Annotated in this window: 24 protein-coding genes; 16 read left to right on the top strand and 8 right to left on the bottom strand. The window is 47.3% G+C overall.

The window, feature by feature from the left end; translation table 11 throughout:
- Together AC1DN5_RS15905 and pdxR are read right to left on the bottom strand one after the other, a co-directional pair.
- Positions 1-248, bottom strand: a 248-nt coding sequence (locus AC1DN5_RS15905; protein ID WP_441397066.1) for a transposase, incomplete at its 3' end; no start/stop codon positions are given.
- A 155-nt stretch (positions 249-403) separates the two neighbouring features.
- Positions 404-1,885 (bottom strand): MocR-like pyridoxine biosynthesis transcription factor PdxR, encoded by a 1,482-nt coding sequence (gene pdxR / locus AC1DN5_RS15900; protein ID WP_366969751.1) that lies wholly within the window; start codon positions 1,883-1,885, stop codon positions 404-406.
- 130 nt (positions 1,886-2,015) lie between these two features.
- Here pdxR and AC1DN5_RS15895 point away from each other — a divergent pair, with 130 nt between their 5' ends.
- A complete protein-coding gene (locus AC1DN5_RS15895) occupies positions 2,016-2,744 on the top strand; it encodes an AzlC family ABC transporter permease (RefSeq protein WP_099744820.1) in 729 nt (242 codons plus the stop codon).
- Positions 2,735-3,061 (top strand): AzlD domain-containing protein, encoded by a 327-nt coding sequence (locus AC1DN5_RS15890; RefSeq protein WP_016938040.1) that lies wholly within the window; start codon positions 2,735-2,737, stop codon positions 3,059-3,061. The genes AC1DN5_RS15895 and AC1DN5_RS15890 overlap by 10 nt, the downstream gene beginning before the upstream one ends.
- Positions 3,062-3,604: 543 nt before the next feature.
- Here AC1DN5_RS15890 and AC1DN5_RS15885 read toward each other — a convergent pair.
- Complete coding sequence (locus AC1DN5_RS15885; RefSeq protein ID WP_366969750.1) at positions 3,605-4,471, bottom strand: endonuclease I family protein; 867 nt, start codon at positions 4,469-4,471, stop codon at positions 3,605-3,607.
- 415 nt (positions 4,472-4,886) lie between these two features.
- Here AC1DN5_RS15885 and allC point away from each other — a divergent pair, with 415 nt between their 5' ends.
- The 8 genes from allC (at position 4,887) to AC1DN5_RS15845 (ending at position 13,637) form a co-directional block, all read left to right on the top strand.
- Complete coding sequence (gene allC, locus AC1DN5_RS15880) at positions 4,887-6,125, top strand: allantoate deiminase (RefSeq protein ID WP_064778660.1); 1,239 nt, start codon at positions 4,887-4,889, stop codon at positions 6,123-6,125.
- A 16-nt stretch (positions 6,126-6,141) separates the two neighbouring features.
- Complete coding sequence (gene pucG, locus AC1DN5_RS15875; RefSeq protein ID WP_366969749.1) at positions 6,142-7,392, top strand: (S)-ureidoglycine--glyoxylate transaminase; 1,251 nt, start codon at positions 6,142-6,144, stop codon at positions 7,390-7,392.
- A 229-nt stretch (positions 7,393-7,621) separates the two neighbouring features.
- The gene (locus AC1DN5_RS15870; RefSeq protein ID WP_016938044.1) at positions 7,622-8,614 is read left to right on the top strand and encodes an XdhC family protein; all 993 of its coding nucleotides are present in this window, start codon (positions 7,622-7,624) and stop codon (positions 8,612-8,614) included.
- Positions 8,611-9,228, top strand: coding sequence for a xanthine dehydrogenase accessory protein PucB (gene pucB, locus AC1DN5_RS15865; RefSeq protein WP_016938045.1), 618 nt, complete (start codon positions 8,611-8,613; stop codon positions 9,226-9,228). The genes AC1DN5_RS15870 and pucB overlap by 4 nt, the downstream gene beginning before the upstream one ends.
- Positions 9,225-10,058 (top strand): xanthine dehydrogenase subunit C, encoded by an 834-nt coding sequence (gene pucC, locus AC1DN5_RS15860; protein ID WP_016938046.1) that lies wholly within the window; start codon positions 9,225-9,227, stop codon positions 10,056-10,058. The genes pucB and pucC overlap by 4 nt, the downstream gene beginning before the upstream one ends.
- Positions 10,059-12,296: a xanthine dehydrogenase subunit D gene (gene pucD, locus AC1DN5_RS15855; protein WP_366969748.1), complete on the top strand. Its 2,238-nt coding sequence runs from the start codon at positions 10,059-10,061 to the stop codon at positions 12,294-12,296.
- Positions 12,287-12,808 carry a xanthine dehydrogenase subunit E gene (gene pucE / locus AC1DN5_RS15850; RefSeq protein ID WP_016938048.1) on the top strand — a complete coding sequence of 174 codons (522 nt, stop codon included), beginning with the start codon at positions 12,287-12,289 and terminating at the stop codon, positions 12,806-12,808. The genes pucD and pucE overlap by 10 nt, the downstream gene beginning before the upstream one ends.
- 136 nt (positions 12,809-12,944) lie before the next feature.
- Complete coding sequence (locus AC1DN5_RS15845) at positions 12,945-13,637, top strand: aspartate/glutamate racemase family protein (RefSeq protein ID WP_045926034.1); 693 nt, start codon at positions 12,945-12,947, stop codon at positions 13,635-13,637.
- Between the two features lie 74 nt (positions 13,638-13,711).
- Here the strand turns inward: AC1DN5_RS15845 and uraH are convergent, their stop codons facing one another.
- The 5 genes from uraH to pucR all read right to left on the bottom strand — a co-directional run bounded on the left by uraH (position 13,712) and on the right by pucR (position 19,943).
- Positions 13,712-14,059, bottom strand: coding sequence for a hydroxyisourate hydrolase (gene uraH / locus AC1DN5_RS15840; RefSeq protein WP_047477698.1), 348 nt, complete (start codon positions 14,057-14,059; stop codon positions 13,712-13,714).
- A complete protein-coding gene (gene pucL / locus AC1DN5_RS15835) occupies positions 14,059-15,543 on the bottom strand; it encodes a factor-independent urate hydroxylase (protein WP_327814476.1) in 1,485 nt (494 codons plus the stop codon). The genes uraH and pucL overlap by 1 nt, the downstream gene beginning before the upstream one ends.
- A 12-nt stretch (positions 15,544-15,555) precedes the next feature.
- Positions 15,556-16,848, bottom strand: coding sequence for a nucleobase:cation symporter-2 family protein (locus AC1DN5_RS15830; protein WP_366969746.1), 1,293 nt, complete (start codon positions 16,846-16,848; stop codon positions 15,556-15,558).
- 5 nt (positions 16,849-16,853) lie between these two features.
- Entirely contained in the window at positions 16,854-18,203 is a 1,350-nt protein-coding gene (locus AC1DN5_RS15825; RefSeq protein WP_366969949.1) for a nucleobase:cation symporter-2 family protein, read from the bottom strand.
- Between the two features lie 144 nt (positions 18,204-18,347).
- Positions 18,348-19,943 (bottom strand): purine catabolism transcriptional regulator PucR, encoded by a 1,596-nt coding sequence (gene pucR, locus AC1DN5_RS15820; RefSeq protein ID WP_366969745.1) that lies wholly within the window; start codon positions 19,941-19,943, stop codon positions 18,348-18,350.
- 174 nt (positions 19,944-20,117) lie between these two features.
- On the opposite strand from pucR, the gene AC1DN5_RS15815 reads away from it, so the two are divergent.
- From AC1DN5_RS15815 to yunB, 6 genes are all read left to right on the top strand, one after another.
- Entirely contained in the window at positions 20,118-21,461 is a 1,344-nt protein-coding gene (locus tag AC1DN5_RS15815; RefSeq protein WP_366969743.1) for an allantoinase, read from the top strand.
- Positions 21,462-21,560: 99 nt separating this feature from the next.
- Complete coding sequence (locus tag AC1DN5_RS15810; protein WP_016938056.1) at positions 21,561-21,914, top strand: YunG family protein; 354 nt, start codon at positions 21,561-21,563, stop codon at positions 21,912-21,914.
- A gap of 26 nt (positions 21,915-21,940) precedes the next feature.
- A complete protein-coding gene (locus AC1DN5_RS15805; RefSeq protein ID WP_099744811.1) occupies positions 21,941-22,792 on the top strand; it encodes a DUF72 domain-containing protein in 852 nt (283 codons plus the stop codon).
- A 19-nt stretch (positions 22,793-22,811) separates the two neighbouring features.
- A complete protein-coding gene (locus tag AC1DN5_RS15800; protein ID WP_016938058.1) occupies positions 22,812-23,633 on the top strand; it encodes a sulfite exporter TauE/SafE family protein in 822 nt (273 codons plus the stop codon).
- Between the two features lie 17 nt (positions 23,634-23,650).
- Positions 23,651-25,045 (top strand): bifunctional metallophosphatase/5'-nucleotidase, encoded by a 1,395-nt coding sequence (locus AC1DN5_RS15795; protein ID WP_016938059.1) that lies wholly within the window; start codon positions 23,651-23,653, stop codon positions 25,043-25,045.
- A gap of 138 nt (positions 25,046-25,183) precedes the next feature.
- Complete coding sequence (gene yunB, locus AC1DN5_RS15790) at positions 25,184-25,942, top strand: sporulation protein YunB (protein WP_076982791.1); 759 nt, start codon at positions 25,184-25,186, stop codon at positions 25,940-25,942.
- Positions 25,943-25,953: the final 11 nt, after the last annotated feature.

Genomic DNA, 25,953 nt, shown 5'->3' with positions numbered 1-25,953 from the left:
AATTTTTTTTCAAGCTGTCTTTCTGAACGGGTACCGTAGAGGTATCCGATAAACATCATTTTGAATAAAATCAGCGGATCAAGTGAGGGGCGGCCTTTGTTTTCGCTGTAGTAAGGTTTCACCTTTTCAATGATGAAAGAGAAGTCTATGTGTTTATCAATTTTACGAAGCAGATGATCTTCTTCGACGAGTTGGTCAAGCAGAACAAATTCGGCTGTGTTTTGAGAAGAGTTTCTTGTGTGGAACATGAGAAAGACACCGTCCTTTTTAGTCTTTCTTTTATTTTATACAAGAGAATGGATATTTTAAGGAAAAATAAAGGCCGTCGAGATTTTCTCGACAGCCTGAGTGAACATTTTTAATATTCGATCTTTTTTGATAATAGGTTACTAAAATATCTATTTTATAATATTAGCCGACTATTCTCTGGAGGAGTAACTGATAAAAATTCTTTTAAGATTCTACATAATTCTATAATTCCTGTCTCTAAAACATTATCGTTTAGATATGAAAAGCTTAATCTTAAATGATTTGTTTCTGGTTCACCAGAAAAACATACAAAACCTGGTAGGAAAGATAGGTTTTTCTTTTGACATTCTAATAATAACTGTTTGGTATCCCACTTTTCAGGAATAGATATCCAAATATTTAATCCTCCTTTTGGTTCTATCCACTCAACACCTTCAGGCATATGTTTCTTTAACAACTTAATTACTAAATCTCTTCTTATTTTTAATGCAGTTCTTAATTTTTTTATATGATCTTCCATTCTTTTAGATTGAAAGAGTGGATATAAAGCTTTTTGTGTTAATAAAGGACTTCCAAGGTCAGCATTCATTTTTGATGATACCAAACGATTAAAAATAGTCCCATCTGCAGTTAGTAATCCTATTCTACAACCAGGAATTAGTGTTTTACTTAATCCTTTTAGATATATAACATTCCCCTTAGTATCCAAACTTTTAATTGGATTTGGCGGTTTTTCATTGTAATAAATTTCACTCCAAGGATCATCTTCAATAATTATTATTTTAAATTCTTGAGCAATTGTTAACAGTTGTTCTCTTCTATCGTCACTAAGAACTATTCCTGTGGGATTTTGGAAATTAGGGATTGTATATATTAATTTAGGATTTTTTGTTTCACATAGTTTAATTAATATGTCTGTTCTTATTCCATTTTTATCTATTGGAACGGGTAAAATTGAGGCTCCTCGCGAACGGAATATGTCTAATGCTGCTGGATAAGTAGGCGCTTCTGCTATAACTACATCTCCTGGACCAATAAATGTCCTTGCTACTAAGTCTATTCCCTGTTGTGTACCGTTTGTAACTAAAATATCCTTTTCGCTAACATTAATTTTTTGTTTCTTTAAAGTTCGTTTCATAGCTATTCTTAAATCTAAGTCTCCCTGAATTGGTCCATATTCTGATAAGATAAGAGGATTTTTTTCTAACATTATATGAATCTCGTTTTCTAGATATCTATTTGGCAAGAGAGAGGGAGCAATAGCTGCTAATGAAAATTGTAAACTATGATCTGACGAATTGTAATGTGTATCAAAATGTGTTCTTGGAAGATAATCTTGTATTGAAAGTTGCCACTTGTATGAACTCCCCGTGTTTCTTGATTTTTCACACTTTATGGAATGCGATTTAACAAAAGTTCCTTTTCCTTGTACTCTTTTGACAAGGTTATTTTGTTCAAGTAGATCATAAGCTTTCACAACTGTAAGAAAACTCACCTCTAAATTTTTGGACATTTCCCTAATTGAAGGCAGACACTCCTCCTCATTTAATATCCCTGACCGTATTCTGTCGGATAGATTTTCGTATATTTGTTGAACAAGGGATATTCTACTATTTCTGTTCAATTCAATTTTCAAATTTAATCCCTCCGTAAAACCATCAAGGTGTTATAGTGTTATGTTGACTGTTATTCTAATTATTGGTTTATATTAGGGTCATACCATACAATATAACTTATTTTGAAAATTATAAAAAGGTGGAATTCGTATGTCAGACAGTGCTCTTCAACTTAAACGTTCAGCACAAAGCCAAGAAACTTTTATGGATGGTGTGAAAGCTTGCTTGCCGACTGTGTTTGGTTATCTCAGTATTGGTTTTGCAGCAGGGGTAGTTGCAAAGACAGCTGGTCTAAGTGTTCTAGAAATTGCATTGTTATCCCTATTCCTTTATGCAGGTTCAGGACAATTTGTAACAGCTGGAATGATTTTGGCTGGAAGTGCAATTACTTCCATTCTCTTTTCAATCTTTTTAGTAAATCTACGACATTTGCTATTTAGTGCTTCTTTAGCTCCTTATTGTCGTAAATTTTCCGCTTGGAAAAACTTTATTATTGGTTCGCAAATTACGGACGAAACATTTGGTGTTGCATCCAATCATCTAGAAAATAGGAAGGAAGCGAGTTTTTCTTGGCTACTCGGATTAAATATAACAGCATATATCAATTGGTTACTTGCTAATGTCCTAGGAGGTATTTTTGGAGGTTTAGTAACAGATACAGAGTCTATAGGGATGGACTTTGCTTTACCTGCGATGTTCGCTGGCCTATTGGTTCTACAGATTTTGAGTAAGACCAATAAAGCTCTCGAAATATCAATAGCTATCTTTACAATTTTTTGTTTGATCGCTGTTAATTATTTAATGCCAGGTATGTGGGCCGTCATGGTGACAACTATTATTGCTTCAACAGTCGGGATGGTGATTAAGAAATGGAATTGAGATTAGATATTTTACTCATTGTTTTAGGTACAGGTATTGTTACATTATTACCTAGAGTAATCCCACTCCTTTTTTTAAGTAAAATAGAGTTGCCTAAATGGTTTTTGAGTTGGCTAAGTTTTGTACCGGTTACTGTTATGACTGCTTTGTTGGGTCAAGAACTTCTTTTTGAAGATGATAATTTTTCACCTCTCTCAAATAGTCATGAGTTATTAGGAATCATACCAACTTTTTTAGTTGTTTTATTAACTAAGAGTTTGCTAGGTGCTGTAGTGGCAGGAATGATAACTATTAGTTTACTAAGATATTTTCTATAATTTAAAATATAAAGGGAAGAACAAAAGCGCAAGCGCCTTGATCAGCGTCGCTTATGACCTCGAGGGGCTAGGCGCTGAAGCTGGATGCTAAGCGTTTATCCACAGTACAAGAATTTTAAGGTAGTAATAACTCCAATAGTTTCCATGTATCGTACGTATTCTCTACGCAACACTTGTAGCTTTTCGCTCCCATGTCTAAAACTTGTCAAATGCATCTCATTCGTTCGTTACACCTATCCAAGTGGTAGGGGCCAGTCTTTCTAAAGGAATAGGTAAGAGCTCTTTTGCACAATAAATCCGGTACTTCGTACTTTCTTTGGTATCCTACGAATAAGCTCATATTCGAAAGATATTAATCTTAAAAACTACCGGTTATTTTAATTTCTAATTAGTCTATTTTTTGTTTGTCTTGTATTTTAAAAGCTCCTCCTAAGAATGATTTTGTATTGTGTGTGTATAATTATCTTAAATGAGTATCCCTTTTGCTCAGAATATGTTTACCAAAGTTATCTAAAGGTGCTCCTCACAAGGAGCACCTTTTTCTTACGGCCAGATGTCGCCGGCCCATTCAGGGTGGTCGATAAATGGATTGCGGTTGTGCTGGTATTTCTCATAAATGATTTCATTTCTTTTTCGCTCACGGTCGTCAACCGGGTCCTGTTTATTCCAGTCGAGCAGGACAGATTGTTTGCCGATATAAGGAGCCGAGCCGTTGCCTGTCTTATTATTAAGCTCAAGGTCAGGATAGCCGTCATCACCTTCGTAACGGACAGCCATGTAAAACAGCATGCGGGCAATATCGCCTTTAACATCATCACGGGGTTCCCATGAATCGCCATCATAATAATTTCCGGGTGCTTTCTTATATTCAGTGCCGCCATTGTCAAAATCCATATTTCCTCTGGCGCTGTTAACTTGGACATCAGCCGGTCGCAAATGGTGAATATCAGTTCCGGGTCCCTTGCCCGTACCAAAATTGCCATGGGATTTCGCCCAGACGTGCTCGCGGTTCCAATCGCCGACATTGCCGCCGTTCAAGTTTTTGGACCGTGATTCATTCGTATAGAGCAGGATGACGTTATTCGGATTTTCCGGATCTTCATCGGTTTCTTTCAGTGCGTTCCACACTTCGCTGTAGGACAGCATCGTGTGTCCGCTGATGATGCGGTGCAGGGCGCTTTTTAGCGATTTCCCTGTTTTTCCGTCAGCCCCTTCATAATAGGTATCAGTGTCAGCGTAGGGTGCTGCGGGTGCGGCTAATGAGAGAAGGCTCATTTTTCCTGAAGGGGAAGACGCCAATCGGTCATTCAGGCTTAATGCGGTTTGCGCGCTTGCTGAAGCTGCCGGCGCAAACCATCCGGAAATCAGTAATACACAGACGAACGGCAGAAACCATGCTTTTTTTGTCATCGCTTGCCCTCCTTTTATCAACTCATATCTATTATCTAAAATTGATATAAAGGATAGAAGTGTCATTTTGTATATTTTTCATTAAAATTGTAAATTGGTTCCTTTGGGGGATATCCTGAGGACCGGTTTTTGCTTCAGTTGGGAGGCAAGCTGCCGGCATTTCTGTTTTCATCCGTCCCGCGATCTCCGCAGCGCTTCTCCTGTAAGCTTGGCTTGTTCATATGAAAGGTTTTTTGTCCTCCTTTTTTCCTCTCGCTGGTTCCTTCATTCATTGCGGCTGATTACTGTGTTTTCTGTGGGCTTTACATGAGATACTGTGACCAAAAAATAAACGTTTTTTTGGTTAATCTGTCAATGAACTGTCGTGTTCCTCCTTCTATAATGAAGTCACCATAACGGCCAGAGGGGGGAGTACATGGAGAAGCAGAAGCTTTCAGTCAAAAACAGCATCACAGATTATATTGAATGGCTCGCCCAATACGGCGCATCAGCAGACGGCGGTGTAACGAGGCTTTTGTACACAAAAGAGTGGATGGACGCACAGCTTGCAGTGAAGACGGAAATGTCTTCATTCGGGCTTGAAACAAGATTCGATGACGTCGGCAATGTTTTCGGCAGGCTTACGGGCACCCAGTCTCCGGATGAAGTGGTTGTAACCGGTTCGCACATTGATACTGTCATCAATGGGGGAAAGTATGACGGCGCCTATGGCGTTCTGGCTGCAATGCTTGCCTTAAAGCAGCTCAAGGAAACATACGGAGCGCCGAAAAAAACGCTCGAGGCGGTCTCCTTATGTGAGGAGGAAGGCAGCCGTTTTCCAATGACCTATTGGGGGTCAGGGAATATGACGGGTGTTTTTTCAGAACAGGATGCAAAAGAGCCAAGAGACGAGTCTGGAGTCTCCCTCCAAACAGCGATGCATGAGAGCGGTTTTGGCAAAGGTGTGTTTCAGTCAGCATATAGGACAGATATCAGCGCATTTGTTGAGCTGCATATTGAACAGGGGCAGACGTTGGAAATGTCAGGACGGGATCTCGGCATTGTGACAAGTATTGCGGGGCAGAGACGATATCTCGTCACGCTCGAAGGAGAATGCAATCACGCAGGAACCACCTCCATGAAATGGCGCAAGGACCCGCTCGCAGCCGGCAGCCGCATCATTCATGAACTGCTTCTGCGCGCGGAAGAGCAGCCGGATGAGCTCCGTCTGACATGCGGCAAAATAACGGCCGAACCCAATGTAGCCAATGTCATCCCGGGGCGCGTGCAGTTTTCAATCGATATACGCCATCAAAATCAGCGCGTGCTGAAGCAATTTCATGAAGATATGGCTGTTTTGATCAACCGAATTTGCCATCAAAAAGGAATTCACGCCGTGATTGATGAATATATGCGGATAGAGCCTGTGCCGATGGACAAAAGGCTGAAGGATGCGGCTTTTGAAACGGCGGCAGAAAACGGCATCAGCTGTGAGGAAATGGTGAGCGGAGCAGGGCATGACGCGCAAATGATCGGACGGCGCCATCCTGCTTGTATGCTGTTTGTGCCTAGCCGAAGCGGCATCAGCCACTCACCGAAGGAATATACCTCAGCCAGACAGCTTGAGATCGGCGTCCGCGTACTGACTGATTTATTATACAAACTGGCTTACTGATAAAGGAGGAATGGCTGTGTCAGGCAGAAAAGAATTATGCACGCCGTTAAGAACGATTATGACGCCGGGCCCTGTTGAGGTTGATCCGCGTGTATTAAGAGTGATGAGCACCCCTGTTGTCGGACAATTTGATCCGGCGTTTACGGATATCATGAATGAAACGATGGAAATGCTTCGGGAGCTGTTTCAAACAAAAAACCGCTGGGCATACCCGATTGACGGCACGTCACGGGCGGGAATCGAAGCGGTGCTGGCGAGTATCATTGAACCTGAAGATGATGTGCTCATCCCCATTTACGGGCGCTTTGGTTATTTGCTGACTGAAATCGCCGAGCGGTACGGGGCAAATGTTCATACGCTTGAGTGCGAATGGGGAACGGTTTTTGACCCGGAGGACATCATACGGGAAATGACAAAAGTGAAGCCGAAAATCGTGGCGATGGTGCACGGCGAAACTTCGACAGGGCGGATTCACCCGCTGAAAGCAATCGGCGAAGCCTGCCGCGCACACAATGCATTGTTTGTTGTCGACGCAGTCGCGACGATCGGCGGCTGCGAGGTAAAGGTGGATGAATGGAAGATTGACGCGGCCATCGGCGGCACGCAAAAATGCTTGTCTGTTCCGTCGGGAATGGCGCCGATTACATATAATGAGCGGGTGGCGGATGTGATTGCGGCTCGTAAAAAGGTGGAGCGCGGGATCGCGACACAAGCGGACAGGGCAGCGCTTTCGGGAAACCGGCCGATCACAAGCAATTATTTTGATTTGAGCCAGCTTGAGGATTATTGGAGCGAAAGACGGCTCAATCATCATACAGAAGCGACAACGATGCTCTATGCCTTGCGTGAAGGTGTCAGGCTGGTGCTTGAAGAAGGTCTTGAAGCCCGCTTTGAACGCCATCGCCGCCATGAGAACGCATTAGCGGCAGGGATTCAGGCCATGGGGCTGAATCCGTTTGGAGATGACAGCTGCAAAATGCCTGTTGTCACCTGTGTAGAAATTCCGGACGGCATTGACGGCGAGTCTGTCCGCCGCATGCTGCTGGCACAATTCGGCATCGAAATTGCCAGCTCATTCGGTCCGCTGGCGGGGAAGATCTGGAGAATCGGCACGATGGGCTACAGCTGCAGAAAAGAAAACGTGCTGTTCGTCCTTGCCGGGCTGGAAGCTGTGCTGCTCAGACATGGCGCAGCGATCGAAGCTGGAAAAGCACTCCAAGCGACGCTTGACGTGTATGAAAACGCCGGCCATCAGGCGGCGGTATAAAGAAAAGCTTGCGGAATCTCCGCAAGCTTTTTTAGTCATATGATGTGCTATTTCTCCAATCCGTTTTTCTCCGTTTGACTCTTTTTACAAATCTTCTTTCTCCGTGTTGTATTTTCTGACGAAGCATGAGTCATTTTTTCTTCCATCATCTATTCTTTATACAAGTTACCTATAAAATCACGCTGAACTTGTTGATTCTCACAACAATTTGAGAGAGGGGGATACAGCATTGGCAAATTTGCACATGATGGTAGATGCGCTCCTGGAAGATCAGGAAGAGGCTGTGCTGGCGACAATTGTTCAAGTAGAAGGTTCCGCATATCGAAAAGCAGGCGCCTCTATGCTCTTTAAGAAAAATGGGGAAAGGGTCGGCCTGCTGAGCGGCGGATGTGTGGAAGAAGATTTATTCCACAGAATCAGTGAGCTGGGTGATCAGCTGACGTCAGCGCTGATTTCTTATGATATGCGGGCGGAGGACGATCTTTCTTGGGGCATGGGAGCAGGGTGCAACGGCATGATTCATATTCATGCGGAAGCAATCACTCAGGAAAAAAGACGGCACTATGAAAGAGTGAGAGACTGCCTTCATGCAGGCAAAGCAGTAACAGCCGTTACGCAGATTGACTCCTCCCGTTCTTTATTTCTGACGGAAAACGGGCATTTCGGGAATTGGCCGGGCGCGCCTCTGGAAGACATACAACGTACCGTTTCTGCGCTTCATTTACCTCATTTTGATCCATCTGCCAACCTGTTTATGCAGCGGATTGAACCGAAGCCGCGCCTCATTCTGTTCGGAGCGGGACCGGATATTGTGCCGCTTGCCAATTTGGCGGCTGATACAGGATTTTCTGTGATCGTGACAGATTGGCGTCCCGCTTATTGCACATCCTCTCTATTCCCAAAAGCGGATCGGCTGATCACCGCTTTTCCGGAACAAATGCTCAGTGAATTTCAGTTTTTACCGCAGGATGCAGCCGTTGTGGCAACCCACCATTTTCAGCACGATCAAGCGATCATCGACTTTTTATTTTCTCAACACCTTCATTATATCGGTTTGTTGGGTTCGGCGAATCGCACGAAGCGGCTGCTGAACGGTAAACAGCCGCCGGCTCACTTTTACAGTCCGGTCGGGCTGTCAATCGGTGCGGAAGGCCCCGAGGAAATTGCCGTCAGCGTTGTTGCCGAAATCATTCAAACAAGAAAACGGCTGGCGGTTGTATGAGAAGCCCCTATCTGATCGGCGTGTTTCTCGCTGCCGGCAAAAGCGAAAGGATGGGCCGAAACAAGCTGGCTTTGCCGCTAAAAGGAGAAACCATCGGATCGCTTTCCTTGAAAACGGCTCTTCTGTCCGGCCTTGATCACGTGCTGATCGTCGAGCGGACAAAACATGCTTCCCTTGAATGGATGGGAGCACCCTATCACGCTCCGCCTTTTCGAAAACGCTGGAATCTGCATGTTTGTCGAGACGCAGAAAAAGGTCAAGGGCATTCAGTCAGCAGCGGGGTGAGAAAAGCGGAAAGCATGGGAGCGGACGGCGTTGTCATTTTGTTAGCCGACCAGCCGCAGCTTTCCGTTGATCATCTCAATGCCCTTGTGGCAATGGCACCTGAGTCGTTTGCCGTGTCTTCATCTTTAGGCGCTCCTGCCCCGCCAATCTATTTCTCAGCAGCGTGTTTTCCTTATATAAAGAAGCTAAAGGGAGATGAAGGGGCCCGCAGACTTCTGAAAAACGGGCAGCTTGGAAGAGGAGCCGTTTTGGAGGCAAAGGAAGACGCGGAGCTGAACGATATTGATACACCGGAGGAATATGAGATGGTGAGGAGGGTGATGGTATGAACGGGCAAGTGCCAAAAGCGAGGATGAACATTCAATTATGGAAACCGGCAGCGCTCGATGAAGCCTATTCGCTTCTAGAGCAGTTTGCCCCGGATGTGTGTGCCGCATCGGGCAGCACACTGCTTCAGCTTCAGTGGGATAAGGGAATTCTTCCGAAACAGCACCTTGTCAGTCTGGAAGGAATTGAAGAGATGAGGGGGATCAGCGTCAGTGACACCCACGTGTCGATCGGAGCGCTCACGACACTGAATGAATGCAGAAAGCATCCTTTCATCAAAAGTGCGCTTGGCTGTTTCAGCGACGCTGCTTCCGCCGTCGCCGCACCGGGTGTCCGCAGCCGGGCCACAATTGGCGGAAACATCGCGAGTAAAATCGGCGATTTGCTTCCGCTCTTGCTCGTGCTTGATGCGGAGCTTGTCGTGTATCAAAACGAGCTGATCAGACTGCCGCTTGGCGATTGGCTCGCAAATGAAAACGATGGAGCTGCTATCGTCACGCGTGTCATCATCCCGCGTGCGGAGGGAGAGCGTGTGTTTTACCGCAAGCTTGGGAGGCGCCAGGCTTTTACAGGAGCGGCTGCTGTTGTGGCCGGACGTTTTTTGAAAGACGGCGGCATTCGTCTCGCTGCCGGCCATGCCGATATTACACCTGAAAGATTACTGGAAAGTGAAGCGAAGCGGATGGCGTCAGGGTGTGATCCGCACGAGCTGTACGAAACGCTTATCCATGAGCTGCCATTTTCCGCAGATGCTTTTATGTCAGCGGCATACAGAAAAAAAGCGGCTGCTAACGTCATTATGTCAGAGCTGATGGCTGAGGGAGGGGAATAAATGATGATCAACAAACCGTCAAGAGTCAGGCCGGATGGAAGAGAAAAGGTCACAGGGGAACTGAAATATATGACCGATCTCAGCTTTCGCGGAATGCTGCATGGCAAGGTGTTAAGAAGCGCTTATCCTCATGCGGAGATTGTGTCGATTTGCACCATGAAAGCTGAAGAAATGGAAGGTGTGCGGGCTGTCGTCACTCATAAAGATGTTCCCGGATTAAACCGATTTGGCATAGTCATCCCTGATCAGCCGGTTTTATGCGAGGACAGAGTACGGTATGTCGGGGATGCGATTGCCGCCGTGGCTGCGGAAACGGAGGAAATCGCGGAGGCTGCGCTGGAGCTGATTCACGTTGAATATAAAGAACTGGAGGTCATTGATTCACCGGAAAAAGCGCTTCTGCCGGACGCGCATAAACTGCACGAGGACGGCAACATTCTGCACCGTGCATGTTTTGCACACGGTGATGCGGAAGAAGGGTTTCGGGTGTGTGACACAGTTCTTGAAGAAACCTATGAGCTGCCCCGGCAGATGCATACGTATATGGAAACGGAAGGAGGCACAGCCGTTCCGGAGGATGATGGGAGCTTTACGATGTATTCAGGAACACAGCACGGCTATAAAGACCGTTTCCAGCTTGCTCGTATTTTTGACATTCCTGAAGAGAAGATCAGGGTGGTGTCGAGTCCGATGGGCGGCTCGTTCGGAGGAAAGGATGAGCTGAATATCCAGCCGTATGCCGCGCTTTTGGCCCTGAAAAGCGGACGCCCTGTCAAAATTCATCAGACGAGAAAGGAATCTGTACGTTCTGGCATTAAGCGCCATCCGATGAAGGTGACAATAAAAACGGGAGCTGATCAAACAGGAAAGCTTTTGGCTCATGACGTGAAAATTGTGGCGGACACAGGCGCTTACGCCACACTTGGGCCCGCTGTTCTTGATTTTTCTGTCGAGCATGCCGCGGGGCCGTACCGTATTCCGAATATCCGGACGGAAGGGATATCTGTGTTTACGAACAACGGGGTGGCGGGAGAATTCCGGGGCTTTGGCGGCAATCAAATCACATTTGCCCTTGAAACCCATCTCGACCGTCTCAGTGAGAGGCTCGGTATCGACCCGCTGGAGCTGAGAAGAAAAAATATCAGAAAGCCGTATGACTTAGGGCCGCTGGAGCATCGGATTGCACCGACTGACGGAGCGGCACAGGTGTTAAATGCCATTTCTGAATCTCCCATTCTCACAAGAAAAAGCCGGTACTCCGGGTATATACGGAGCGGCACGGGAGCGGCCATTACGATGCACGGCGGCGGGCTGGGGTATGGCCGAATGGATGCGGCGGGAGGCCGTTTGTCCCTTTCAAGTGACGGCAAAATCACAGCTTCGTTCGGATTTGAAGAATGCGGACAGGGTATTCTGGCAGCGATTGAACATATCGTCACAGAGGAGCTTGGCTGTGCCGCAGAGGATATTACCATTATCATTGGGGATACCGCAAAAGTGCCGAAGTCAGGCTCCTCCACGGCATCCCGCGGCACAAGCATGGTATGGCACGCAATTCAGCGTTTGAAGAAGCCGTTTCTTTCCCGCTTGAAAAAACAGGCGGCAGAATGGAGCGGCTGTTCAGCGGAAAACCTTATTCCCAGCGCTAAAGGCTTGCGTGATAAAAACACAGAGGAGCTTATGATGACATATAAAGAGCTGGCTGAAAAAGGCCCTTTGGCAGAGGAAACGGCATTTGACTTTCCGACAACGCCTGATCCCGTGGACGGCGGCCATTTCCTTTACTCATTTGGAGCGGCGGCTGTTGAGGTGGAAGTGGATCTGTTAACGGGTGATGTCAAAGTGATAGATTGTGAGCATGCCATTGCGGCAGGGCCGGTTGTCAGTCCGCAAGGTTATCGGGGCCAAATTGAAGGCGGCGCCGCCATGGCGCTCGGCTATACGCTGATGGAGGAAGCGAAAATGACGGACGGCCGTTATGCCGCGGAAAATCTCGATCACTATTTAATCCCTGTCGTCAAAGATGTTCCTAACATGAAGGTGATCGCAATAGAAGAACTGATGAAGGGAGACGCATATGGCCCGCGGGGAGTTGGCGAAATCGGAACGATCGCTATCACTCCCGCTATTGTAAAGGCTGTCCATGATGCGGTCGGCTGCTGGATAAACAAGCTGCCGATTTCAAGAGAAGAGCTGCTTGAAGCGATAGACAGAAAGGGGCTGAAGCAATGGACGTAAAAGAAGCTGGATCACTTCCTGTAAAAAAGGGACAGTACCAAATGACCGTAAATGGGCAGGAGCGGGAGATTTCAGCCATTCCCACGGCACGTCTGAGTGATTTGCTTAGAAAGGAATTTCAGCTGACCGGGACAAAGGTGTCCTGCGGAATCGGCCGCTGCGGAGCATGCTCCATTTTAATTGACGGGAAGCTTGCCAATGCGTGCATGACGATGGCCTATCAAGCAGACGGCCATTCCATCACAACCATCGAGGGGCTTCAAAAAGAAGAGCTGGACATGTGCCAAACCGCTTTCCTGGAAGAAGGCGGCTTCCAATGCGGCTACTGTACGCCGGGAATGATCATTGCGCTTAAAGCATTGTTCGAGGAAAACCCGCATCCCACAGATGAAGACATAGAAGAAGGATTGGCGGGGAATTTGTGCCGATGTACTGGGTATGGCGGGATTATGCGGTCGGCTTGGAGGATTAGAAGAGAGCTGAACAGAGGGAAAAGGGAGTTCGGCTGTTAAGAGCGGACTTTTAGTATCTAAAAAACTTCGGGATATTTCCCCCGCAGGCCATTTTCTGAAAATCAATAATTGTATAAGACTAATCGATACTTTAGAATAATTGATTATATTCTGAAAAAAATTCAGGAGTGGTGATATGAAAACGATCGGCCTTATTGGCGGAATGAGCTGGGAATCTTCGGCTGAATATTATCGAATGATCAATGAAGAGATAAAAAAGAAACTAGGAGGGCTGCATTCTGCAAAATGCGTTTTGTACAGTGTTGATTTTAAAGAGATTGAACACTATCAGTCTGAAGGGGCTTGGGATAAGGCGGGTGCAGCTTTGGGGGAGGCTGCGAGATCATTAGAAAAAGCCGGTGCAGATTTTATCGTCATATGTACAAATACCATGCATAAAGTGATTGGCTATATCCAGAAAATGATCACCATCCCTATTTTACATATTGCAGATGCAACTGCCGATCAAATCACAAGACAAGGTATTCGTTCAGTAGGTTTACTTGGAACGAAGTATACGATGGAACAAGATTTTTATAAATCACGTATTGAGTCTCACAATATCAATGTCATTGTGCCTGCTGATGAGGAAAGAGAAGTAATCAATCATATTATTTATCAGGAGCTGTGTTTAGGCGAAATCAAACAGTCGTCTAAAACCATGTATAAGAAGATTATCAATCATTTGGTGGATCGAGGTGCGGAAGGGATTATTCTCGGATGTACTGAAATTGGATTATTAGTAAAAGCCGAGGATTCTGAAGTGCCATTATTTGATACGGCTTTCATTCATGCACAAACAGCAGTGAATACATCTCTTTCCTTGTAGCTGTGAATGTGCCAAGTGAAAAGAGTGTAAGACATACATGGAGAAGCCCGCCTCACCGGCGGGCTTCCTTTTAATTAACTTCCCCTATACACCTGATAACCAAACGGCGACAGCAAAAGCGGGATATGATAATGCGCATCTGAATCTGCAATGTGAAACCGGACGGTGACGATGGTTAAAAACGGCTGAGCGGCTGTGTTCACGTTTCTACTCGCGAAATAGTCCCCTGCATGAAACTCCATCACATACTCTCCGGACACCAGCTCTTCACCTGCGAGAAGCGGCGCATCGACTCGGCCGTCAGCGTTGGTGTATGCCTCTTTCCTAAAGCCTCCGCCGCCCAGCCGCTTCAATTCAATTTTTACGTTCGCCGCGGGTTTGCCGCAGGTTAAATCTAAGATATGGGTCGTCAGCTTTCCCATCAGGCCTTCAGGCTCCCTAAGGCTTCATCGGCTTTCTGTTTTTCTTTCTCGGCGTCTTCTCTTGTCACGGTAAAGCGCTGGAAACCGAATGGCGGGCGCGGTTCAGTGTAGACTTTTCCTTTGGACCCTGGGATTTCTTCCACGACTGTGTCCCATGTGTGATTTTGAGATTGGAAGGTGACATCAGTGAGCTGCGGGAATCTCGTTAAAATTCTGCAGCCGATATGATAGATTAGATTTTGGATTGAAGGAGTTTCAAGCTCGTGAAATACGGCGCTCGCCAAATCGCGGACTTGTTCAGCGGCGACATAGCGGGCTGGATCAGAAGCGTATGCGTCATTTGTATTTTCGTAATGCCAGCCGATGTTTAGATGGACAAACAGCGGGCGGTTGCCGTCTTCGGGGAGAGTCGTATATTCGTCGCGAATAAAGCCGACGAAGGAGTTGCCGCTCACCTTGACGAGCTGAAGATCCATCATTTCGCTGTACTGCTCTGTAATCGTTATAGTCTCTCCTGTGCGTTCCGCTTTCAGCACAGACCGGGCCCGTTCATTGCGTGATCTTCTGAAAACGAGCCGGCTTGTGCGGAGCTCTTGCGCCTCATATGCGGGCATTGCTTCAAACGGAATCTCTTCGCCTGTCAGAGTAATCGTGTCCATATGAGAATACGTATTTAAAAATCGGTGAGCCACATCGTGTAAGAATCCCTCAATTGTTGTCCCTTCATAGGAAGCGAAATGGCGCTGAATAAAGTTTTTCATTGAGTCTGTAGCTACAACGAGAGTGTTATCCCCGTCTATAAATGACGGCAGGAAGGCTTCTCCGCCAATTTCGCATGTCACATCAACGCCGACAACGGTATTGTCTCTCCCTGAAAAAGATGACTCTGGGATTTGTTTTACTCCTGTGAGCGGCTTTAAAAACGTTCGGTAGGCAAATACATTTCCTTTGCCGTAAGACATGGTTCTTTTCATTTGCGTCTCTCCTTTTTCAGTGATGATGTCAGCCAGACGAAAGCGGGCGATGCGGTAAATTTCTTCCAGTGACTGCTGGAATTCCGTTTCCGGTTCGTTCTCAAGCCTTGCCAGCAGGGCTCGGTGAATGTCCTGTTTCGTCTTTCCCTTTACCGCTAAAATAAAAGGAAAACCGAAGCGTTCATCATAATGTTCATTCAGCTTGAGAAATTCCTCGTATTCCTCTTGTTCAAGTTTGCTGAGCCCTGCGTTCTGCTGCTCTCTTACCGAATCAGCGCTCATTGTTTTTTTTGTTCCGAGTCTGGGATGCTTGTTGATTAAATCAAGCTGTGTCTGGCGGTCCGCGGCTTTTACAATGCCGGCCATTTTGCGGTGAAGGTCAGAAAGGGAAGAAAACGGGCGTAATTCCGCAGCTTCCTCCGCAATCCATGAAGAGTGTTCGAAAATAGATCCCAGCGTGTCTGTCAGTGTGTGTCTTTCCATTTGATTCAGGTCATCGATAGTGAACATTGGCATCATCCTTTACGTTTTTATTTCAGCGTGATCCGGCTGTTTGGTATGAAAAAAAGCGTGCAATGCAATGGCCGTCAAACTGCCGATCACAATTCCGCTTCCTGCTAAAACTGAAGCCGCTCCCGGAAGAGATGAAAACAACGCGGGAACTGTCGTTGCGCCAAGCCCTAAACTGACGGAAGCGGCAATAATCAGCAGATTGCCTTGGGAGTCGAGATCAACGCTGGAAAGCATTTTGACCCCGTAAGAAATGACCATGCCGAACATGACGATCATCGCGCCGCCGAGAACGGGGGTTGGAATCACTGTTGTCAGTGCAGCTGCTTTTGGAACCAGTCCGATTGCCATCAGCATCATTCCCGTGACGGCGATGACATTGACACTTTTCATTTTCGACAGCTGGACAATACCGACATTTTGCGAGAAAGCGGTATAGGGAAACGCGTTAAATAAGCCGCCAAGCACGATCGCAAGGCCTTCCGCCCGGTAGCCCTTTTCCAGATCCTTTTCCGACAGCCTGCGGTTTGTGATATCGGCAAGCGCAAAGTATACACCTGTCGATTCGACCAGACTGACAATCGCAACGAGCAGCATCGTCACAACAGCCGGCAGCTCAAAGGTCGGCATGCCAAAATAAAACAGAGACGGAATATGAAGCCAGGACGCCTCCATGACATTAGAAAAATCGGCCTTTCCCATGAAGAATGCGGCCGCTGTACCTGCGATAAGGCCGAGCAAAACCGAAATGGAGCGGATAAAGCCTGTAAAGAAATAAAACAGCAATAAGATAAAAGCCGTGACGCCAAACCCGAGGAGCACATTGTCCAGTGAGCCGAAGTCTTTGCTTCCTTCACCTCCGGCCAGATTATTCATTGCCGTCGGAATCAGGCTGATGCCGATGATCATGACGACTGAGCCGGTCACGACAGGCGGAAAAAAACGGACAAGCTTTCCGAAGAAGCCCGCGGCAATGACGACAATCAGCCCTGCGGCGATAATGGCGCCGTATATGGCTGAGACACCGTATGTGCTGCCGATGGAAATCATCGGGCCGACTGCGGTAAACGTACATCCGAGCACAACGGGGAGGCCGATGCCGAAAAACCGATTTTTCCACAGCTGCAAAAGAGTCGCCGCCCCGCACATGAACAAATCGATCGCGATTAAATATGTCAGCTGCCCCGCATTCAGCCCGATCGCCGCTCCGACAATGAGCGGAACGAGAATGGCTCCCGCATACATGGCAAGCATATGCTGAAGTCCGAGTATCGCCAGCTGAAAGGCATTTTGCTGTTTCTTCATCTTTTTCACACCTCTTTTTCTAATACGAGTGTATGATCTAATGCCGGAAGTTCAGTTTTCTGTGTTGTTTTTTCTTTTTTGCCGCGCAGGCTGAAAAATAAATTCAAAAAGATGGCGGTCAGGCTGCCGGTGATCGTGCCGTCACTGACCAGAATTCTGATTGGAGCGGGGAATTCAGCAAAAATCCCGGGGACCGTGCTGGCGCCGATGCCGAGTGCGATTGAGCATGCGATGGTCAAGAGGTGGTATTGGTTTTTGAGATCCGCTGTGCTGAGCATTTTAACGCCTGAGGCAATCACCATGCCGAACATGACAACGGTTGCGCCGCCAAGTACAGCAGCAGGAACGGCGGAAGCAAGGGCGGCAATCTTCGGTATCAGCCCGAGACAGACAAGGATACAGCCTGCTGTAACAACGATATTTCTTGTTTTCACTTTCGTCAGCTGCAATAAGCCGGCGTTTTGCGCGAAGGTGTTATAAGGAAAGGCGTTGAACAATCCGCCGATGAGAATGGCGATTCCCTCCGCCCGGTAGCCTTTGACAAGATCTTTTTCGGTTAAAGATCTGCCGCATATCTTGCCGATTGCGTAGAAAACGCCGGTTGATTCGACGATAATGACCATTCCGACGATCAGCATCGTTAAGATTGGTCCGATTTCAAATGAAGGGGCTCCGAAATAAAACGGTTTCGGGATTTGGAAGAACGGGGCTTCAGCAGCAGCAGAAAAGCTGACTTTGCCCATGAGTGCTGCTGCCGTTGTTCCGGCGGCGATTCCGATCAGAACAGACAGCGTTCGGGCAAACCCTTTGAGAAAGCGGTTGAGGACTAAGATCAGAACAAGAACGCCGACAGAGAGAAGAAGATTTTCGAGCGAACCGTATTCGGGGTTGGCGCTGCCGTTTATTTTTTCGCCGCCAGCCATATTTTTCACACCTGCCGGAACAAGTGATAGGCCGATTAAGGTCACAACGGTTCCTGTTACGACAGGAGGGAATAACACGGTCAGCTTGCCGAAAAAACGCGCAAACAAAAAGATGAACACACCGGCTGTGATGATGGAACCGTAAACCGCGTGAATGCCGTAATTGGCGCCGATTGCGATCATCGGGGTGACGGCCACAAAGGAACTGCCCAGCATGACGGGAAGCCCGATGCCGATGTGTGCGCCGCGCAAGGTTTGCAATAGCGTCGCGACGCCGCAAGTTACCAGGTCAATCGCTAACAGGTAAGACAGCTGTTCAGAGGTTACATTCAGCGCCCTGCCGACAAGCAGGGGCACTAAAATCGCACCTGCATACATGGCCAGCACATGCTGAAGGCCAAGAGAAAACACCGCAAACGATCTTTGTTTCAACATAGTCCCTCCTTGTATGTAAACTTTAGTAACATGATAGCGTGCTGATTTTTAGGTGTCATTGGGTACAGTAGCTGAAAAAGACAGGCATTATTGCTGGAAGTGACGAAAAACGATTTAGTTTGTAAGATTATGTGACGGATGCTAGCTGATCAGCCGCTGCATCCGTAAGGCCAGCCGCAAACGCATCGTCGTTTCAGGATCTTTTAAGCTTTTGCCCAGCAGATCCTCACATTTTTCAAGGCGGTAGATGACCGTATTGCGATGAACGTACAGGCGCTTTGCCGTCTCGGAGATTTGGCAGTGTGTTTCTAAATAGACGGACAGCGTATGAAGCAGGCTTTGATCCTCCTGCTGTTTTTCAGCGAGGCTTTGAAGCGTGGAGCTGTAAAACTTCTTCAAATCCTCAACCGGGAGCAGGCGGAGAAGCTCGGGCACATCTTTCGCGTGATACACCTGGATAAACTCCGTACTTCTTGACAAATGCCCAGAGTGAAGAGCATCAGAAGCCTCTGTGAAAGCGTCCGGAACGTCAATGAGCTTTTGGCATATATTGCTGATGCCAAAGGACACCGTCCGCTTAAATTGAGCTCTGACCTGTGTTTGGAACTGCTCTAAAAAGCTGATCACCGAAGCGTGCATTTCATTCCAGCTGTCTGTCGCTTCTATCAGAATAATGCCGACATTTCCTTTTATAAAAAGGTGGGGCGGAAACGGGAAGGCTGATAATTCACCTTCAAGAAAGTCGAAGACACCGTCGGAGGCGAGCTGATTTTCTGTGAAGCTGATCGAATCGTTATTCCGGTCGAGTTTGCCGGCAATGCACATGTATTTTTGATCCCAGCGCAGCTTGAATTCCTTCGCCCGGTTTTTGATTTCATCGTCTGAAGAAAATGTGCGCTCAATAAAATTGCTGAAAAACTCATTGCGCGCACGCCTGCTGAATTGCTTCAGCGCATTTTCCTTCAGCAGTTCAAAGGATATTACGTTGGCCGCTTGCTCAATGGTGAGAATCAATCCTTTGTCGCCGGCCTGCACCATGTCCGGTATCAGCAGGAAGCCGCAGTTTTTTTCATGATTATAAATAGGAAGGACGGAATATGTTTTCTGATCGGAGATTGCGGAAAAACAAGTGAAAAACGGCCCGGATACGGTGTTCAGGACTCTTTTTAGCTTTTCAGTCTCAATTGAGATCTGATGGGACGCAGACAGCATTTTGGCATGCTGGTCCAGAAGCAGCACGGGTATCTGAAGCAGGTCTGAGACCTTTTTGAGGAGAGATTGCAGCCCTTTTCCGCTCATAATGTGGTTTGTGAATTTTTTGTGCGCGTAAATGGCTTGCTGAAGCTCGCTGGAACGCATATCGAGAATACGGCTGAGTGTTGCATTCACAATATCGCCGAGACGGATGTGTTCCGGAAGCTCAATGATCGGAAACGCGTATGAATCCGCCAGTTCGATGATTTCTTTCGGGATATCCTCCAAGTAGCGCTTTGTTTTAATGCCGAGACCCGCGCAGCCGCGTTTTGCCATTTGCCGAATCAATTCAGATAACTGGTCCGGGTGATCCTTCAGGTGATACGCGGTGGTGACGAGCAATTCATTCTTGTGCAGGAAGTCTGCAATATCCGGTGCGTCCATCATATTGACATGCTGAACCTCTCTTTCCCCTCCTGCTTTTCCAGCGATTAAATGGGCGTTTTCAAAAGCCGGTATTCTCATCACATCAAAAATATTCATAGCGCATTCTCCTTTTCTATAAAAAGATTGGTTAAGATGAATAATTTTCAATAGGAATTCTAGCGGTTTTGCTGATGTAATACGATTATAGTAGCAGTAAACTGTTGAAAATAGAATGGATTGTGTTACATAAACTGACATGAAAAATCGTCAACCTGACATGGGGGGATCGGTATGGCTTACGATATGGTGATAAAAGGTGCGAAGGCAGTTACGCCAGATGGTGTGAAGGAAGTTGATATCGCAGTTCAAAACGGTATCATTGCCGAGGTGGGTTCTGTCATTGAAACAAGCGGGGCAGAAATCATCCAAGCAGACGGAAAGTACGTGTTTCCCGGTGCGATAGACTGCCATGTTCATTTCAATGAACCGGGCAGAGAGGACTGGGAGGGGATTGAAACAGGTTCTCAAATGATGGCGGCAGGCGGCTGCACCACCTATTTTGATATGCCGCTCAATTGCATCCCATCAACCGTGACGGCAGAGCATCTACACGCAAAAGCGGAACTCGGCAGGCAAAAATCAGCCGTGGATTTTGCGTTATGGGGCGGCTTGGTGCCCGGCCATATCGAGGACATCCGCCCGATGGCTGAAGCGGGAGCGATCGGATTTAAAGCATTTTTATCAAGATCAGGCACAGATGAGTTCCGCTCTGTTGATGAACGGACATTGCTCAAAGGCATGGCGGAAATCGCGGCAGCAGGGAAAATCCTCGCTCTTCACGCGGAAAGCGACGCGCTCACAAGTTATTTGCAGATGGTTTTGGCGAATGAAGGAAAGGTGGATGCGGATGCGTACGCCGCCTCCCGCCCGGACGAAGCTGAAGCTGAAGCGGTATATCGCACCATTCAGTATGCGAGGGTGACAGGGTGCCCGGTGCATTTTGTTCATATCAGCACGGCGAAAGCGGTTCGGCTGATCAGAGAGGCGAAACGGGAAGGGCTCGATGTTTCGGTCGAAACATGCCCGCATTATGTCTTGTTCAGCCATGACGATTTACGGGAAAAGGGCTCTGTCGCAAAATGCGCGCCTCCGCTCCGGCCGCGGGAGTCGCAGGAAGCGCTGATCGAGGCGCTCATTGCGGGGCACATTGACATGGTTTCCTCTGACCATTCCCCTTGCCGTCCATCCTTGAAGCGGGAGGATAATCTGTTTTTATCATGGGGCGGAATCAGCGGCGGGCAGTTTACTTTATTAGGGATGCTGGAACTCGCGCTTGAGCATCAGATTCCGTTTGAAACCATCGCTGAATGGACAGCGGCGGCACCTGCGCGGCGATTCGGCCTTCAGAAAAAAGGGCGGCTGGAAGCAGGGTGTGATGCGGATTTTGTGCTCGTCAGCATGGAGCCGTACACTGTCACAAGAGAATCGATGTTTGCAAAGCATAAGCTAAGCCTTTACGAAGGACATACCTTTCCCTCCCGCATTTCGGCTACATACAGCAAAGGCCGGTGCGTGTACAGTGACGGGAAGAAAGCAAAAGAAGGCATTGACGGAACGCTGGTCGTTCCTTCGTAAGCCCGGCGGATTTTACCGCCGGGTTTTTTTGATTTCCGCCCTGCTTGTTTTTAAAATTTCATCAACGTGGTATCTTTTTATAAAAAGGAGTAAAACACATTGTATGATCAAATCTTGAACATATTAACGGCATCCTGGTCGCGGCAGTCCAGTACAAAATGGACGGAAGAATGCCCGGCCAAAGGCCAGTGCGGCGTGACGGCTTTAGTCATCCAAGATGTTTACGGCGGTGACATTCTCAAAACAAAAACCGGCACAAGCTGGCATTTTTATAACCGAATAGAAGGGGAGATATATGATTTCACGAGGGGACAGTTTTCGGAGCCAGTCGTCTATCAGCATATCCCTTCTACCAGAAGTGAAGCATTTTCGGACACCAATGAACATCAATACCGGTATCTGAAAAGTGCATTCAGACAAAACATGGAGACGGAAAGAGAAAAACACCTGTGATAAACTAGAGTGAGAGGTGAAGGAATGTGATTTATATCGGACTGACGGGTTGGGGGGATCATGACAGCATCTATCCGCCTAAAACGGCGGGCCCGCAAAAACTGCAGGCGTATTCCTCTCATTTTCCCATCGTTGAGCTGGACGCGAGCTTTTACGCGATACAGCCCGCCCGCAATAACGAGAGGTGGGTCAAAGAGACGCCGGAAACTTTTCAATTTATCATCAAAGCATATCAAGGGATGACGGGCCATCAGCGCGGCGATATTCCTTTTGAAACGAAGGAAGAGATGTTTGAAGCGTTCAAGCTGTCATTGACGCCGTATATAGAGCATGGAAAGCTTGCCATGGTGCTGTTCCAATTCCCGCCGTGGTTTGACTGCAAGAAAGAAAACGTCGCATATTTGAGATGGTGCAGGCAGCAGATGGGTGATATCCCGTGTGCGCTTGAATTCCGCAACAGGTCATGGTTTTCCCCGCCATTTTACGAGCAGACGCTTTCCTTTATGAAGTCGGAAGGCTGGATTCACACCATATGTGACGAGCCGCAAATCGGCGAGGGCAGCATTCCGGCCGTCCTGAAAGCAACGGATGAAGAAAAAACGCTTGTCCGTTTTCACGGACGGAACAAGCAGGGCTGGGTCAAACCTGACGGCGGGCAAAACTGGCGTGAGGTCAGATATTTATACCGCTATAATAAACAGGAACTCAAAGATTGGAAAAACAATCTTCAGGAGCTGAAAAAGCAGTCGCGCAATCTGTACGTGCTCTTCAATAATAACTCAGGCGGAGACGCCGCCGACAACGGCCTTGAGATGCTTGAAATGCTAGATATACAATATACCGGGCTTGCTCCGAAGCAGCTTGACCTATTCAGCTAGAAAAGAGGTTTCAAGACACATGTCTTATCTTATTTTAATTATATTAGGATTTATCGCGGGAACGGTCGGCAGCCTGATCGGGCTTGGGGGAGGAATTATTATTGTGCCCGCAATGCTCTATTTAAGCACGATGACTCCGTTTTTCCATGACGTAACACCGCAGACTGCCATCGGCACGTCCCTTTTGGTGATTATATTTACGGGTCTGTCATCAACTCTGGCCTATATGAAATATAAAACCGTTGATTACAAAAGCGGGCTGATCTTTTTTATCGGTTCCGGCCCGGGAAGCATCATCGGCGCGTATTTGTCTAAACTCTTTAATGCACATACGTTTTCCGTCTGGTTCGGACTTTTTATGATCTTGATTTCCATTACATTAATGCTGAAGGCGAAAGCAAAACCGGTCAATAAAGCGCATAAAGGCATGATCCGGACATTTGAGGATGAATCAGGTGAGCTTTATACATATTCGTACCGTATGTTTACCGGTATCGCGATTGCCTTTTTCGTCGGCTTATTGGGCGGTCTCTTCGGCATTGGCGGCGGCTCTCTTATGGTTCCGGCCATGATGCTGTTATTTTTGTTCCCGCCGAAAGTGGCTGTGGCGACGTCAATGCTCATTATTTTCTTATCCTCCGTGACAGGTTCCGTGTCACATATCGCAGAAGGCCATGTCAATTGGCTGTATGCGCTGTGTCTTATTCCGGGCGCTTGGTTCGGCGGTAAAATGGGCGCGTGGGTCAACAAGCGGGTGCAGACGAAAACGATCGTGCTTTTCATGCGGATCGTCTTGATTTTGATCGGCTGTGAATTGATTTATCAAGGGATATTCAGCTAAAAGGTAGGAGAGATGGTATGTTAGAAAAGCTCCGTTTATATCATACGAATGATTTGCACAGCCATTTCGAAAATTGGCCGAAAATCGTACATTATATTGAGCAGAAGAAACATGAGCATGAAAAAGACGGGGAGGAAACACTCGTTTTCGACATCGGCGACCATATGGACCGATTTCAAATGATAACGGAAGCGACCTTCGGCAAAGCGAATGTCGACTTGTTAAACCGTCTTGAGATTGATGCGGCCGCCGTCGGGAATAATGAAGGAATTACGCTGCCTCATGATGAACTGGCGGATTTATATAATCATGCCGCGTTTCCCGTCATAGTGTCCAACCTGTTTGATGCGGACGGACAGCGGCCGGAATGGGCCGAGCCATACGTGATCAAAACACTGAAAAACGGGATGAGCGCAGGCATACTCGGCGTCACGGTGCCGTATTATCCCGTCTATCAAAAGCTTGGCTGGACGGTGACGGATGCGGAAAAAAGCATTCAAGAATCACTTGACGATATCAAGGGCAAAGCGGATATCATCATTCTGCTTTCGCATTTAGGCTTGATCGATGACCGGGCCGCAGCGGAAAAATTCCCCGATATTGATGTCATTCTTGAATCGCATACACACCACCTCCTTGAGGACGGCCAGGACATAAACGGCGTACTGCTTGCCTGTGCGGAGAAATACGGGAACTACGTCGGCTGTGTCGAGCTGACGATCGAAAGTGAATCAAGAACCATCGTCAGCAAACAGGCATCTGTGCAGAAAATGGCTGATTGGCACGGTGAATCTGAAGATACGGCGGCTTATCTGAAAGAGAAAGAACGGGAAGCGGAAAACCTGCTCTCCGTACAAGTCGCCGATCTGAATGAAGAAGCCGGCGTGAAGTGGTTTGAAGAATCGCCCCTTCCGCTTCTTTTAGCCGAAGCGCTGAAAAGCTGGTGCGGCTGTGAAGTCAGCATGGTGAATTCAGGTGTCATTTTGGGGCCTTTAAGAAAGGGGCCTGTCACAAAGCTTGATCTGCACCGCATCTGCCCGCATCCGATCAATCCGGTCGCCGTGCGTCTTTCAGGCAGGGAACTTCAAGAAACAATCAGCCAGGCTGCCTCTGAAAAAATGGAGCAGCTGCGGATTAAAGGCCTCGGCTTCCGCGGAGAAGTCATGGGCAGGATGGTATATGCCGGAGCAGAGGTGCAGACTGACATTCTTGAAGACGGGGTGACGCACCTCATCAATGTGAAAGTGAACGGAGAAGAGCTTGATCCGGACCGGATATACTCGGTTGCCGTTCTCGACATGTTCACACTCGGAAAGCTGTTCCCTGAGATCCGTGATTCGAAAGAAAAACAATACTTTATGCCGGAGTTTTTAAGAGATCTGCTCGCCTGGAAGCTTGCGCAGCAGCCGTAATGTCAGAGGTGTTCGTTCGCCGGTCCATTTCTGCCGCGGGCACTTGAATGAAGGAAAGCGTGACTTTTTAAGAGTAAAAATAAATTACTATGTCCCCTCTTACAAGCATACATTGTGATATGTAAGGGGGGATTTTTCTTGCCTAGATACCGGAGCACTCTTCGCAAGAGAGGGCCTTTGCCTTTTCGGTATGTGCTTCTTCTGTCGTTTGCTTTTTTTATCATATCGACGGTCATCAGCCTTTGGATGATCAACTCCTCAATTAAACCGGTGCTGATGAACATCGGAGAAATGGAAACAAAACGGGTGGCGACAGAGGTCATTACAGAATCCATTGAAGAATACATGTCTCACAGCGACAATGTGAAAGATATGGTCGATATGAAAACGGATGAAAACGGAAAAGTCACAACGATGGATTTTAATACACAAGTGGTCAACAGCATGAAGGCGAAAGTGACAAAGCAGCTTCAGGCTCATCTGAAGGAAGCGGAGTCGAACAATAAGCAGCATGAAACAGAAAAAGGCGCCAAAACGGCCGATGCAATTATGATTAACATCCCTTTAGGGCAGGTCACGGGTAACAGCATTCTTGGGAATCTCGGGCCGAAAATCCCCGTGCGCTTTAACTTGATCGGCGATGCGTTAACTGACGTGAAAACAAAAATAAAGCCGTACGGCATCAACAATGCCCTGATTGATATCAGTATTTTCGTGGAGATTAAAGTGAAGGTGATTATCCCGTTTGCCAGCAAAACATCAGTCGTGACAAATAATATCCCGGTCTCCATTAAAGCCATTCAAGGAGAAGTGCCGCAGTTTTATAACGGAAGCGGCGGATCAGGTGTGACGCCTTCCGTTCAGCTGCCGAATGAAAAAAAGGAGAAAGACAAATAAAGACACACAGC

It is taken from the genome of Bacillus sp. 01N42_2 (assembly GCF_056399565.1).
This window is presented reverse-complemented; position numbering and strand designations above follow the sequence as displayed.